Origin of the sequence: Streptomyces daghestanicus (assembly GCF_020521275.1) — a bacterium.
GTDB lineage: Bacteria > Actinomycetota > Actinomycetes > Streptomycetales > Streptomycetaceae > Streptomyces > Streptomyces griseoviridis.
On record NZ_BNDX01000018.1, the window covers coordinates 449820 to 463798 of the forward strand.

10 protein-coding genes and 1 pseudogene are annotated in these 13979 nt (G+C 76.0%); 8 read left to right on the top strand and 3 right to left on the bottom strand.

Features of this window, described 5'->3' with window-relative positions:
- Positions 1 to 11: 11 nt before the first annotated feature.
- The 5 genes and pseudogenes from Sdagh_RS34485 (at position 12) to Sdagh_RS34505 (ending at position 6207) form a co-directional block, all read left to right on the top strand.
- Entirely contained in the window at positions 12 to 755 is a 744-nt protein-coding gene (locus Sdagh_RS34485) for an HAD family hydrolase (protein ID WP_189414152.1), read from the top strand.
- A complete protein-coding gene (locus tag Sdagh_RS34490; protein ID WP_189414153.1) occupies positions 752 to 3106 on the top strand; it encodes a glycoside hydrolase family 65 protein in 2355 nt (784 codons plus the stop codon). The genes Sdagh_RS34485 and Sdagh_RS34490 overlap by 4 nt, the downstream gene beginning before the upstream one ends.
- 114 nt (positions 3107 to 3220) lie before the next feature.
- Positions 3221 to 4744 carry a hypothetical protein gene (locus tag Sdagh_RS34495; protein ID WP_190076474.1) on the top strand — a complete coding sequence of 508 codons (1524 nt, stop codon included), beginning with the start codon at positions 3221 to 3223 and terminating at the stop codon, positions 4742 to 4744.
- Positions 4745 to 4751: 7 nt separating this feature from the next.
- Positions 4752 to 5611: pseudogene (prcB, locus tag Sdagh_RS34500) on the top strand (proteasome subunit beta).
- A 125-nt stretch (positions 5612 to 5736) separates the two neighbouring features.
- Positions 5737 to 6207 carry a DUF5709 domain-containing protein gene (locus Sdagh_RS34505; protein WP_189414156.1) on the top strand — a complete coding sequence of 157 codons (471 nt, stop codon included), beginning with the start codon at positions 5737 to 5739 and terminating at the stop codon, positions 6205 to 6207.
- Positions 6208 to 6309: 102 nt separating this feature from the next.
- Here Sdagh_RS34505 and Sdagh_RS34510 read toward each other — a convergent pair whose 3' ends face one another.
- Together Sdagh_RS34510 and Sdagh_RS34515 are read right to left on the bottom strand one after the other, a co-directional pair.
- Positions 6310 to 6531 (bottom strand): hypothetical protein, encoded by a 222-nt coding sequence (locus Sdagh_RS34510; RefSeq protein ID WP_190076475.1) that lies wholly within the window; start codon positions 6529 to 6531, stop codon positions 6310 to 6312.
- A 125-nt stretch (positions 6532 to 6656) separates the two neighbouring features.
- The gene (locus Sdagh_RS34515) at positions 6657 to 7868 is read right to left on the bottom strand and encodes a beta-1,3-glucanase family protein (RefSeq protein ID WP_190076476.1); all 1212 of its coding nucleotides are present in this window, start codon (positions 7866 to 7868) and stop codon (positions 6657 to 6659) included.
- A gap of 339 nt (positions 7869 to 8207) precedes the next feature.
- On the opposite strand from Sdagh_RS34515, the gene Sdagh_RS34520 reads away from it, so the two are divergent.
- Entirely contained in the window at positions 8208 to 8744 is a 537-nt protein-coding gene (locus tag Sdagh_RS34520) for a hypothetical protein (protein WP_189414159.1), read from the top strand.
- 33 nt (positions 8745 to 8777) lie between these two features.
- Here Sdagh_RS34520 and Sdagh_RS34525 read toward each other — a convergent pair whose 3' ends face one another.
- A complete protein-coding gene (locus Sdagh_RS34525; RefSeq protein ID WP_189414382.1) occupies positions 8778 to 9689 on the bottom strand; it encodes a Gfo/Idh/MocA family protein in 912 nt (303 codons plus the stop codon).
- A gap of 345 nt (positions 9690 to 10034) precedes the next feature.
- Between Sdagh_RS34525 and bdeA the strand changes: the two genes are divergently transcribed.
- Positions 10035 to 10955 (top strand): bis(hydroxyethyl) terephthalate hydrolase, encoded by a 921-nt coding sequence (gene bdeA / locus Sdagh_RS34530; RefSeq protein ID WP_190076477.1) that lies wholly within the window; start codon positions 10035 to 10037, stop codon positions 10953 to 10955.
- A 212-nt stretch (positions 10956 to 11167) separates the two neighbouring features.
- Positions 11168 to 13936 carry a helix-turn-helix transcriptional regulator gene (locus tag Sdagh_RS34535; RefSeq protein WP_189414161.1) on the top strand — a complete coding sequence of 923 codons (2769 nt, stop codon included), beginning with the start codon at positions 11168 to 11170 and terminating at the stop codon, positions 13934 to 13936.
- Positions 13937 to 13979: the final 43 nt, after the last annotated feature.

Consider the following 13979-nt stretch of genomic DNA (forward strand, 5'->3'; position numbering starts at 1 on the left):
ACTGTGACCGTATGACGACGCAGCTCGGCCTTCCCGCGGACATCCAGGCGTGCCTCTTCGACCTCGACGGGGTCGTGACGAAGACGGCGGTGGTGCACGCGGCCGCCTGGAAGGAGACGTTCGACTCGTTCCTGCGGGAGCGGGACGGCGCCGGCTTCCGGCCCTTCACCGACTCCGACTACGACGAGTACGTCGACGGCCGGCCCCGCGCCGACGGCGTGCGCACCTTCCTCGCCTCCCGCTCCATCGAGCTGCCCGAGGGCGACCCCGACGACCCGCCGGACCGGCGGACCGTCAACGGCGTCGGCAACCGCAAGAACGAGCTGCTGCTGGAGAAGATCCGCACCGACGGCGTCGAGGCCTACGACGGCACCCTGCGGTACATCGAGGCGGTGCGCGCGGCCGGACTGAGGACTGCGATCGTCTCCTCCAGCGCCAACACCCTCGACGTGCTCCGCTCCCTCGACGCCGAGCGCCTGTTCGACGCCCGGATCGACGGAGTGGTCGCCCGCGAACGCGGCCTGCCGGGCAAGCCGCGCCCCGACACCTTCCTCGCCGCCGCCCGCGACCTCGGCGTCGAACCCTCCCGGGCCGCCGTCTTCGAGGACGCCCTGGCCGGCATGGACGCGGGCCGCGCCGGGCACTTCGGCCACGTCGTCGGCGTCGACCGGGTCGGACAGACCGACGCCCTGTACGCGCACGGCGCCGACCGCGTGGTGAAGGACCTCGCCGAGCTCCTCGGAGGCGGCGAGTGATCACCAACCGGACGTACGCCGTCGAGCCCTGGTCGGTACGGGAGACGGAACTGAACCTCGACCTGCTGGCCCAGAGCGAGTCCGTCTTCGCCCTCTCCAACGGCCACGTCGGCTGGCGCGGCAACCTGGACGAGGGCGAACCGCACGGCCTGCCCGGCACCTACCTCAACGGCGTCCACGAACTGCACCCGCTGCCCTACGCCGAGGCCGGCTACGGCTACCCCGAGTCCGGCCAGACCGTCATCGACGTCACCAACGGCAAACTGCTCCGGCTCCTCGTCGACGACGAGCCCTTCGACCTGCGCTACGGACGCCTCGTCACCCACGAACGCTGCCTGGACCTGCGCCGCGGCGTCCTGGAACGGGTCTGCGAATGGACCTCCCCGGCCGGCTCCACCGTACGGGTGCGCTCCACCCGGCTGGTCTCCCTCACCCAGCGGGCCATCGCCGCCGTCGACTACCAGGTCGAGGCCGTCGACAGCCGCATCCGGGTGGTGATCCAGTCCGAGCTGGTCGCCAACGAGAGCCTGCCCGACCCCAACGGCGACCCGCGCGCCAGCAAGGCCCTCAAGTCCCCGCTGGAACCGGAGGAGCACCGCGCCGCCGGCGCCCGGCTGCGCCTGGTCCACCGCACCCGGCGCAGCGGCCTCCGGGTCGCCGTCGCCGCCGACCACGTCGTGGACGGCCCCGAGGGCACCACCACCGGCAGCGAGTCCGGCGACGACGTCGCCCGGCTGACCGTCACTTCCGTGCTCGACCCCGGACAGCGGCTGCGGGTCTGCAAGACCGTCGCCCACGGCTGGTCCGGCGCCCGGTCCCGGCCCGCGATGAGCGACCAGGTCGAGGCCGCGCTCGCCGCCGCCGGACACGGCGGCTGGGACGGCCTGGTCGCGGAGCAGAAGTCCTACCTGGACGACTTCTGGGCCCGCGCCGACGTCGAGGTGCACGGCGACGAGGAGATCCAGCAGGCCGTCCGCTTCGGCCTCTTCCACGTGCTCCAGGCCGGCGCCCGCGCCGAGCGGCGGGCCATCCCCTCCAAGGGCCTGACCGGCTCCGGCTACGACGGCCACGCCTTCTGGGACACGGAGATGTTCGTGCTCCCGGTGCTGACCTTCACCGAGCCGAGGGCCGTCGCCGAGGCGCTGCGCTGGCGCCAGGACACCCTGCCCGCCGCCCGCGACCGCGCCGCCCAGCTCGGCCTGCGCGGCGCCGCCTTCCCCTGGCGGACCATCGACGGCTCGGAAGGGTCGGCGTACTGGCCGGCCGGCACCGCCGCCTTCCACGTCGGCGCCGACATCGCGCACGCCGCCGTACGCTACGCCGCCGCCACCGGCGACACCGGCTTCGAACGGGACACCGGCCTGGAACTGCTGGTGGAGACGGCCCGGCTGTGGCGCTCCCTCGGCCACCACGACCACCACGGCGTCTTCCACATCGACGGCGTCACCGGCCCCGACGAGTACAGCGCCGTCGCGGACGACAACACGTACACCAACCTCATGGCCCGCTCCAACCTGCTGGCCGCCGCCGAGGTCTGCGAGCGCTACCCCGACGAGGCGGCGCGGCACGGCGTCGACGACGAGGAGAGCGCCGCCTGGCGGGACGCCGCCGAGTCCGTGCACATCCCGTACAACGAGGAACTCGGCGTCCACGAGCAGCACGCCGGCTTCACCCGCCACCAGCGCTGGGACTTCACCCGCACCGGCGCCGGCCAGTATCCGCTGATGCTGCACTTCCCGTACTTCGACCTCTACCGCAAGCAGGTGGTCAAACAGGCCGACCTGGTGCTGGCCATGTACACGTGCGGCAGCTGGTTCGACGCCCACTGCGACGAGGAGCAGATCGCCCGCAACTTCGCCTACTACGAGCCGCTCACCGTCCGCGACTCCTCCCTGTCCGCCTGCTGCCAGGCCGTCGTCGCCGCCCAGACCGGCCATCTGCGCCTCGCCTACGACTACGCGGCGGAGGCCGCGCTGATGGACCTGGCCGACCTGGAGCACAACACCCGCGACGGACTGCACATCGCCTCCCTCGCCGGGACCTGGATGGCCCTGGTCGCCGGGTTCGGCGGCACCCGCCGGGACCGCGACATGCTCCGCTTCGCCCCGCGCCTGCCCGAGAAGTTCAGCCGGCTGGCCTTCCGCCTCCAGTTCCGCGGCCGGTGCCTGCGCGTGGAGATCGACGGCGGCGAGGCGACGTACACCCTGCTGTCCGGGGAGCCCATGCGGGTCGGTCACCACGGGACGGTGTTCACCGTGAACGGGGACGGCCCCGTGGTCCGCGCCATCCCGGCGCTCACTCCCCGCCAAGAACCCGAACAGCCGCCGCACCGCCGCCCGAACGCCCACTGAGCCGTGGGGCGAACGGCCGCGATCCCGACTGCGCGGCGCCGGCTCCTGGGTTAGTTTCGGCTTGTTCCCCGGGAGTTCGCCCGGGGTTCTCCCCAGGTCCGGTGGAGGGTGGACATGGCCGACGGCACGCGCACCGTCCCGGCCGGCCGGCGGCGCGGCGGCACGGTCACGGCGGCGGGCGGGCGCGCCCTCGACGCGCGCCCGGCCGCCGCCGTGGCCGCCGCTTTCACCGCGCTCCAGCTCCTGCTGGTCCGCCCCGGAATGGGCCTCGGCTGGGACGAGATCGTCTACGTCAGCCAGGTCACCGCCCACACCCCGGCCGCGTTCTTCAGCGCCCCGCGCTCCCGCGGCCCCTCCCTGCTGGCCGCGCCCGTCGCCTCCTGGTCGTCCTCCACGGAGCTGCTCCGCGTCTACCTCGCCCTCCTCTCCGGCCTCGGCCTGTACCTCGCCCTGCGCGCCTGGCGCGGCCTGTTCCCGGCCGGCGTCCTCGCCACCGCCGGCGCCCTGTTCGCCACCCTGTGGGTGACCCTCTTCTACGGCCCCCAGGCCATGCCCAACTACTGGGTCGCCGTCGGCGCGCTGATCTGCGCGGGTTCCTTCCTGCGGGCCCGCGCAGAGCCGTCCGCCCGCTCCGCGCTCTGGGGCGTGGTGGCGGGCGCCGCGCTGATGGCGTGGATGCGGCCCGCCGACGCCGTCTACGCCACCCTGCCGCTGTTCGCCGTGGCCCTGTGGCGGCGCCACGGCCGGCTGCTGCTCGCCCTCGTGGGCGGGCTCGCCGCCGGGGGAGCGGAGTGGGTGGTCGAGGCGTACGCCTGGTACGGCGGCCTGGGGGAGCGGCTGCACGAGGCGTCCCGCATCCAGGGCGGCCTCGGGTGGCAGATCGCCGTCGACGACCAGCTGCGCAGCCTCGGCGGACGCGCCCTGTGCCGGCCGTGCACCGGGGCGTTCCCGCACCCCGCCGTGACCCTGTGGTGGTTCGCGCTGCCGCCGCTCGCCGCCCTGGGCCTCGCCGTCGCCGTACGCGCCGGGCGCACCGCGCGCACCCTGGTGCCGCTGGCCTGCGCCGCGACCGCCGCGCTGCCCTACCTGTTCATGATCGGCTACGCCGCGCCCCGCTTCCTCCAGCCCGCCTACGCCCTGCTGGCGATCCCGGTCGCGGACGCCCTGCGGCACCTGGTGCGCACCCCCGCCGGGCGGTGGCGGCCGGTGGCGGCCACGCTGATCGCGCTGGGACTCACCGGCCATCTGGCGGTCCAGTACGCGGTACTGGACCGCACCGTCGACCGCACCACCCGCGACCGCCGGGACTGGGCGCGGACGGCGGACGCGCTGCACCGCCTCGGCGTGCGCCCGCCCTGCCTGCTCACCGGCCATGAGGCCATCCCGCTCGGTTACTACACGGGCTGCTCCTCCGGCAACACGACCGGCCACAACGAGAACACCACCCCAGCCGAGGTCGGGCGCACCGCCCGCCGCGTCCCCGTCGCCGCCGTCACGCTCCCCGGCGCCGCCACGCCCGGTTACGCCCGTGACTGGACCCCGCACCGCATCGGTGACCTGCGCGTCCTCGTCGCGCCACGGCCGCCGGCGGCCGGCCCGGACCGGGCCGGGGGCTTCCCCGGCGACGGCGCCAGGTAGGAACCCGGTGGCCGGTACCGGGCGAAGGGGGGGGCGGCCTGCGAGGCGACGAGAGGGGCGGGCGGGGACGCCGTCCTTCACCGAGTTCCTGGCGGGCCGCCGCCCCGGCATGCTGATCCCCCCTGGCGCCTCCTGCCGGACGGCGTACGGGCCTCCGGCGCCGTGCCCCACGGCACCACCGTGCTCGCCCTCGTCTACCGGGACGGCGTCCTGATGGCCGGCGGTCGCCGCGCCGCCACGGGCCACCTCATCGCCCGGCGCGACCTTGGAGAAGGTGCACCCCGCCGACGGCCGCACCGCCGTCGCCTTCGCCGGCACCGTCGGACTCGCCCTGGACATGACCAAGCTGTACCAGGGCGAACTCGCGCACTCCGAGAAGATGGAGGGCATCCCGATGACCCTCAGCGCCAGGGCCGCCCGGCTGGCCGCCATGATCCGGCAGCACCTGGGCCAGGCCGTGCGGGGCCTCGCCGTCGCCCCGCTGCCGGCCGGCCACGACCCCACCGCGCCGACGGCGGACGCGGCCGGATCTTCCCCTACGACGCCGCCGGCGGCCTGTACGAGAAGACCGGCTTCCACACCGAGGGCCCCGGCTCCTCCTACGCCCGGGGCGCGCTGAAGGAACTCCACCGTCCCGGCCTGTCCCGGCGGGGGGCCGTCCTCGCCGCGCTGCGAGCCCTGTGGGACGCCGCCGCCGACGACTCCGCGACCGGCGGACCCGGCCCCGGCCGGGGCATCCAGCCCGTGGTGACCGTCGTCACCGAGGCGGGTTTCGAGCGGCACACCGAGGCCGATACCGCAGAGCTGAGCCGGACGATGGCGGAGCGGCGCCGGAACCGCCCGGACGGGCCGGTCGCCCCCGCCTGAGCCGCGCGCCTTCGGGGAGGGGTGCGGCCGGCGGGACCGGCGAGGTTAAAGATCGCGGGACGGGAAACGCGAAAGCAGACCGAGACCGGATCACCGAGGCGACCGAGCGCGAGAAGGAGGCGGCGATGGGGACCGACCCGATGGCCGACGACGTCTACCAGCCCACCGGCAGCAACGAGGAGCAGGAGGACGCCGCCCCGCTGGACATGGAGGACGCCCTCGACGAGCGCACCTACGACGACACCCTCGACGAGGGCTACTCCCCGCCGGAGAAGCCCCTCGGGGTCGACAGGACCGGCACCACGGCCGCCGAACAGCACGAGGGCGAGACCCTGGACGAACGGCTCGCCCAGGAGGTCCCCGACGTCACCCCGCCCGCCGGGGACGGCGTCGGCGACCGCGTCGACGGCGAGGGCGAGCCGGTGGACCCGGAGGCCGGCACCGACCGGGCGGGCCGCCTGGTCGCCCCCGACGAGGGCGTCCGCGCCGACACCACCAAGGAGACCGTCGCCGAGGACGTCGGCATCGACGGCGGCGCGGCCGGCGCCGAGGAGGCCGCCGTCCACGTCGTCGAGGACGACACGGACCTCCCCTAGCCAGGGCCTGTCGTTCGGATCAGGTCGCGGGGAATCGGCTGCGTCTTCCTCGCCCCGCGTCCGCGGCGTGATCCGAACGACAGGCCCCTAGGCCGTGTCCGGTCAGGGCAGCAGCTTGTCGAGGGCAGCGGGGCCCTCGTCGGCCAGCTTGCGCCGGGCCCATTCCAGGTTGGCCTCGGTGACGTCCCGGCCGGCCGCCAGGACCAGGTCCTCGGGCGACACGTCGGTGCCGGTTCGGGCGTGGAGCAGACCGTCCGGGGTGACGCGGTTCTCGTCCGCGCCGGCCCCGGACGGCCGGGAGGCGTCGGGCTGTGGTGTCGACATGATCTGCACGCTCCTCGGGTCGGGATCACTGGTCCGGTCCCGACGGCGCCGGTCCCGGATCTCCCGATATCACCGTAACGTCCCCGGGGATCGGCCGCCCCGCCCCGGCGCCGTCCGTGGGCCGCTCAGAAGGCGGTGAGGGTGAGCCGTACGCCGGTGGGCGCCGTGTCCTGGATGTACGAGGCGAAGTCGGCGACGTCGTCGAAGGCGAAGCCGTACGCCTTGCCGTCCTCGGTGGCCGCGTGCATGGCCGCGGCGTAGTGGTTGGTGAGCGCGGCCCGGTAGAAGGCGGCGGGGTCGGCCGTCGGCTGGACGGCCGAGGACAGCAGCGTGGACCGGTTGAAACCGGCGCCGAGGATCGCCGCGACCGGGCCGGTGGTGCCGTCGTTCGGCGCGGCCAGGGCGCCGTCGCAGAACAGCACGTCCCGGGTGGACGGCTTGGCGAAGGAGACCTCGGCCGGTCCGCCGAACGTGAACCGGTCGCCGCGCACCCGGCCGGTGAAGGTGCCCGCGTCGGTGGTGACGGTGAGGTCCCTGCCGGTGTAGGTGCTCCACACCTCGTCGATGTACGGGGCGAAGTAGTCCTTGGGGAACAGCCCCGCGTCCAGCCCGTGCCCGGGGGCGATGATCCGGGTGTCGTCGACGACCAGCGGCGCGAACTCCGCCACGCGCCGGACCGCCTCGAACGCCGCGGCCCGGCCGCCGGGCCTGACCGTGCCCGCCGTCTGGTCCTTGGCCCCGGTCAGCCGGATGGCCATCGGCACGCTGAACATGTCCACCATCGTGGTGTTGCAGAACATCCCGGAGGCGTTGTACGTGAACTCCGCGCAGTCGTGCAGCACTCCGTAGTTGGGGTCGGAGGCCACCCAGCCCGCCGGGTACTGGAGCGCGGCGTTGCCGGCGCCGTCCGTGACCGCCTTGAACTTCAGCTTCTCCCCGAGCGCCACGTAGATCCGGCCCGACATGTACGGCAGGGTGAGCCGGGTCTCGCCGCCGCCGGACAGGCTGATCGCGTAGTCGGTGCAGCCGTCGGCCCCGTTGTCGGACAGCGCGATGGGCGCGAGGGTCCCGTCCGGGGTGAGCCGCACCTGCCTGCCGTCCGCGTTGCCCACGACGTAGAGGTGCACGTCGCCGTCGCCGAAGGAGCCGGTCTCGTTGACGACCGTCAACGGCAGCGCGCCCGCCGCCGCCCCGGCCCCGGTCAGGGCCCCGTCCGTGGCGTTGCCGGCGAGGGCGTGCGGGGCGAGGGCGGCGACGGCGGGCGCGGCCACCGCCGCTCCGCCGAGGGCGACGAGCAGCTTGCGGCGGCCGAGCGGGCGCTGGTGACGAGGAGTCATGTGGGGGGCCTCCAGAGAACGTGCGGTGCGTGCTTCGTGCGTGTCACGTCGTCCCGGAACGCCGGAGAGCGCTCTCAGAACGGGCCCGATGGTATGCGGCGCGTCCGGTGCGGCCAATGGCCCGGCGGAGCGCCAAATCGGGTGTTCCTGCCCGGAGCCGGGGATACCGGCAGCGGCGCGGGAGCGCCTTAACCGGCGTTTAAGGGCCGCTTAACCCCCTGCCGCGTCCGGCCTCCCCGAACAGGTGCCTTCCCCCGAACCGCCGGACGCCGGTCCGGTCGGATGTCTACTGTACGGATGCGCACTGTCACGGATCGCGGTCGCCCGAGGAGGAACCCTGTGCCATCGCCCTGCGACCCCCAGCACGCTCCCGCCGGTGACGTGGGCGCGGCGCTCATGATGATCGACTCCCGGCTCAAGAGCATCCAGGACGGCAGGTCCCGCACCGACCCCGAACAGCAGGAGCTGGTCGACCAGTTCGCCGCGTCGCTGGGGCCCGGCGGGGTCGACGACGTGCTGGACGGTGCCTGCACCCTCATCTTCATGTTCATGAAGTGGCTGCGGATGGCCCACGAGGACCACGGCAAGGACGTCATCGAGTACGTGGTGCCCAACCTGGTGGCCACGATGCGCATGATGCCCAGGAGTGTCCCGCCGGAGACCATCCCCACCATGGCGGGTCTGGTCATCGCCGCCGGCACCGACCTCAGCCCCAGCCTGTGGCGCAAGCAGTACGGGTACTGGACCGAGGCGGAGATGACCCCCCTGGAGGCCACCGCCTTCCTGCTCGCCGAGCACATCAACCGCATCACCGAGGACCCCGACTTCGCCACCCGGCTGATCACCGAGGCGCTGACCCGCTCGGACGAGAACTGACGGGACGGACACCGGCCGGGCGGCCTCCCGGCGTCAGCGGCCGGCCGGTGACCCTCCCGGAGCCGCGCCGCCCAGCAGGGCCTCCGCCTCGGCCAGCACCTCCGTCACCCGCAGGGCGAACGCGGCGTCGCACGGGTGCGGCCGGCCGGTGCGGGCGGCGGCGAGCAGGGCGTCCCCGGCCCGCAGCAGCGCGGGCACGGCCCCCTCGTCCGCGCTCTCCGGGAGCACCGACACCCCGGCGGCACCGCGCAGTTCCACCGCCGCGCCGGCCGCGGCGGGCGGCGCGGTCAGACTGAGCGTCAGCACGCTCGACGCGCCCCCGGCGTGGTCCAGTACGGCGTGCACCGTGTCACCGGGGCCGCGGGTGGCCGCCGCCACCCGGCGGACGTCGCCGAGGACCGGCAGCAGCACGGACAGGGCGTGCGGACCCACGTCCCACAGCGCCCCCTTCTCCCGTCGCCACGGCGACGCGGCGTACGGGCTGTCGCCGGTGAACACCGCGCCGAGCCACTGCGCCCGCGCGGTGAACCAGCCGCCACGGGCCGCCTGTTCGCCGATCCACGCCCGCGTCTCCGGACGGAACCGGACGGTGAAGAAGACCACCGAGGCCACCCCCGCCGCGCGCACCGCCTCGGCCACGGCCCGGCCCTCCGCCACGTCCGTCGCCAGCGGCTTGTCCAGGAGCAGATGCCGTCCGGCGCGGGCCGCGCGCACCGCCAGCCGGGCCTGGACGGCCGGCGGCACCGCGAGGGCCACCGCGTCCACATCGGCCAGCAGGGCGTCGACGTCCTCGTAGGCGCGGGTGCCGTGCCGCTCGGCGAGGTCCCGCGCCGCGTCCGGGCGGCGCCCCCACACGCCCACGAAGTCCAGCTCCTCGTGGCGCCGCAGGGCGGGCGCGTGGGTCCGCTCCGCCCAGGGGCCGGTGCCGAGCAGTCCGATCCGCATACCGCCGCCTCTCTCGTCGTCCACCGCCGGCGCGGGGTCCGTCGGCCATCCTGCCCGGACCGCCGGGAGTCCGCCCCGCCGGGGCTCCGCGTACCCCTCCTGCCCGATCTTCGCACCCCTCCCGGACCTCCCCGGGGCCGCGCGTGCCGGGTCCGGCGGCCCGGCGCGCCGCGCGCCGCCGGTGATATTGCCGATCCCGGGGAGAACGCCGCCGGCCGACAGTGGCACGGCCAGTCCACCGGCGATGCCCGGCCGACGGCACCGGTGCCCTGCCGCGGGCGCGGTCCGGTGCCCGAACGTCCCCCCGGGCCGGGCCCGTCGCCACGACAGAGAGGACGACTCGTCGTGTACTCACACCCCCACCCCCACACCGCTCCCCGCACGCCCCGCGCCACCCGGCGGCGGCTGGCCGGAGCGGCGGCGGCGGTCACCGCGGTCGTCGGGCTCACCACCCTCACCGGCCCCGGCGCGCACGCCGCCGACAACCCCTACGAGCGCGGCCCGGCCCCCACCACCAGCAGCATCGAGGCGCTGCGCGGCCCGTACGCCGTGTCGGAGACCTCCGTCTCCTCGCTCGGCGTCACCGGCTTCGGCGGCGGCACCGTCTACTACCCGACCAGCACCGCCGACGGCACGTTCGGCGCCGTGGCCGTGGCCCCCGGCTTCACCGCCTACCAGTCCTCCATGGCCTGGCTCGGACCGCGGCTCGCCTCGCAGGGCTTCGTCGTCTTCACCATCGACACCAACACCACCCTGGACCAGCCCGACTCCCGGGGCGAGCAGCTCCTCGCGGCCCTGGACTACCTGACCCAGCGCAGCTCGGTGCGCAGCCGCATCGACAGCAGCCGGCTCGGCGTCATGGGCCACTCCATGGGCGGCGGCGGCACGCTGGAGGCCGCCAAGTCCCGTCCGTCCCTCCAGGCCGCGATCCCGCTCACCCCCTGGAACCTCGACAAGTCCTGGCCGGAGGTCACCACCCCCACCCTGATCGTCGGCGCGGACGGCGACACCGTCGCGCCCGTCGCCTCGCACGCCGAACCGTTCTACTCCACCCTGCCGTCCAGCACCGACCGCGCCTACCTGGAGCTGAACAGCGCCACCCACTTCTCGCCCAACTCGTCCAACACGACGATCGCGAAGTACAGCGTCTCCTGGCTCAAGCGGTTCATCGACAACGACACCCGCTACGAGCAGTTCCTCTGCCCGCTGCCGCGGGCGAGCCTGACCATCGAGGAGTACCGGGGCAACTGCCCGCACAACGGCTGACGTTCCGCACCCGACCCGGCGGCGGTCGCCCACCCGGCGGCCGCCGCCGGTGTTGTGCCGGCGCACGGACGGGGCGCCGGCGCGCTGGGCAGCCGCACACGGTCAGTCATGTACATGACGTTCGGAAGCGCAGGTCGGGCGGCCCGGGGGCCCGCCGGACCGTGCGGACCACTCCCTTCCGCCTCTGGTTACGCGCGCGTAACCTCCCGGGAATGACCGGAGACACGATCGTACGTCCGGCGGTGCGACTGCACGGGCGGAGCCCACAACGACGGGCGGTGGCCGCCCTGCTCGACCGGCTGCGGACGCACGGCGCCGGGCTCGTGGTGACCGGAGAGCCCGGTCTCGGCCGTACCGCCCTCCTGCACCGGGCCGCCCACGCCTTCACCGCCGGCCCCGTCCTGCACCTGCGGGCAGGCTCGGACGCCGCCCCCGCGCAGCCGCCCGGCCCCGTCACCCCGGCCTGGCTCCCCGGCCCCGAGGACGACCGCCAGCACCGCGCGGCGCCGCCCTGCGGCAGCCGCGTCCTGGCCCCCGGGCCGGGGGTGTCCGCGCGGACGCTGCTCGCCGCCTTCCGCGCCGCCGCGCCCGACGGCCCCCTGCTGGTCTGCGCGGACGACGCCCACCTGTGGGACGCCGCCGGCCGCGCCGCCCTGGCCGAGGCGGCCGCGGCGGCGGCCGGCGCGGGCCGCGTGGGGCTGCTGCTCTCCGTCGCCGGGCACCGCCCCGTCGACCCGGAGTTCGCCGCGCTGCCCGTCGTCCCCCTGGACCCGCTGACCGCGCCGCAGGCCGCCGCCCTCCTCGACGAGGTGACCGACGGCACCGTCGACCCCGCCGTCCGCGCCGAGCTGCTCGCCGAGGCCGAGGGCAACCCGGGACTGCTGCTCGCCCTGGTCCGCCGCCTGACCGCCGCCGAACTGCGCGGCCACCGGCCGCTGCCCCGGCCGCTGGCCGACGCCGGCACCCTCGCCGGCGTGGCCGGACGGGCCCTGACCGGCCTCGCACCGGACGCCCGGGACCTGCTGCTGACGGTCGCCGTGGCCGCCGGTGTGCCGGGCGCACCGGACGCCGGGACCGACGTGCTCCTGGAAGCCGTACGACGGCTGCGGTCCGGCGCGGCGGCCCCGCGCCCGGAACTCCCCGGGGAACTCGAACCCGCCGCGGGCGGACCCCGGTTCCGCAGCCCGCTGCTGCGCCGCGCCGTGCACGCCACCGCGGACCCCGCCCGGCGACGGGCCGCGCACCGGGCGCTCGCCGGCGTCCTCCGGGCGGACGGCGGGCGGCTGCCCGCGCTGCTGCACCGCTCCTGGTCCGCCGCCGCGCCCCCGCCCGGCCTGGGCGACCGGCTCGCGGCCCACGCCGGCGACGGCACGGAACCCGCCTCCCACCGGCTGCGCGCCACGGCGTACGTCCGCGCCGCCGAACTGGCCGCGGACGGCCCCGTCCGCGCCGAGCGGTACACCGCCGCGGCCGAACAGGAACTGCTCGCCGGACGCCCCGACCGGGCCCGCACCCTGCTCGCCGCCGCCCGCGAGTGCGCCGCGCCGCCCCTGGTCCGGGGGCGGGCCGAACTGGTCGGCGGGCTGACCGAACTGCGCGACGGCCCGGTCGAGGACGCCCACCAGTCCCTGCTGCTGGCCGCCTCCCTGCTCGCCGCCGACGCCCCCGGCCAGGCCGCCGCCGCTGCCCTCGCCGCCGCCGACGCCGCCTGGGCCGCGGGAGACCTGGCCGCGTGCCTGGCCACACTCGGCACCGGCGAAGGACCACGGGACGCGGTGGGCGACCACCGCTCGGGCATGCGCGCCCTGCTCGAAGGACGCTTCGACCGGGCGGCCGGGCCGCTCGGCCACGTGCTGCGCCGCGCCGGCACCGAGGACCGGCCCGAGTCCCTGCTGCGCTCGGCCGCCGCCGCCCTGCTGCTCGGCGAGGTGGACGCCGCCCGCCGCGCCGGGGCCCGCGCCCTGGCCGCAGCCCGGCACCTCGGCTCCGACGCGCTCGTGCCGCAGGCCCTGGAGTACCTCGCCTACGCCGAACTCCGCGCCGGCCGGCACGCCCAGGCCCGCGCCCACGCCGAGGAGGGGCTGCGCACCGCGCTGCGGGCCGGGCAGCGCAACACGGCGGCCCTGCACCACGCCGTGCTGGCCCTGGCCGCCTCCATCGAGGAGGCCCCCGAGGTCGTCGCCCGGCACGTGACGGCCGCGCAGACCACCGCCCGGCGGCACGGCCTCGCCCAGGCCGCCACCCTCGCCGAATGGGCGGCGGCCCGCGCGGACCTGGGCCGCGGCCGGCCGCTCGACGCCGCCGACCGGCTCGGCCTCCTGGTCCTGCCCGGCCCCCGGCGCGGGCACTTCGCGGTGTGGCGGCTCGCCGTGCCCTGCTTCGTGGAGGCCGCGGTGCCCGCCGGACGGCACGAGGAGGCCCGGACCGTCCTCGCGGACTTCGCCGACTGGGCGGAGTTCGGCGCCGACCGGCAGTCCGCCGGCCAACTCGCACGCTGCCGCGCCCTGCTGGCCGCGCCGGAGGACGCCGACGACCTCTACCGCCGGGCACTGGCCCGGCACGACGAGACCGGCGGCAGCGACTTCGAACGCGCCCGTACGGCCCTGCTCCACGGCAAGTGGCTGCGGCGCCGGCGCCGTCCGAAGGAGGCCCGCGACCGGCTCGGCGCCGCCCTGGCGGGCTTCGAACGCTGCGGCGCCGGGGTGTGGGCCGAGCAGACCCGCGGCGAACTGCGCGCCATCGGCGGCGCCTCCCGCACCGGGGGCGCGGGTGCGCTCACCCGGCTGACCCCGCAGCAGCTGCGGATCGCCCGGCACGTCGCCGAGGGCGCCACCAACCGCGAGGTCGCGCTGACCCTCGCGGTCAGCACCCGCACCGTCGACTACCACCTGCGCAAGGTCTTCGCGGCGCTCGGCGTGCGGTCCCGGGTGGAACTGGCCCGCATGATCGAGCAGTCGGAGCGGGCGACGGCACATCCCTGAGCGGGGCGGCCCGTCCCGGCCGGAGCCATCGCTCTGGCCGGGC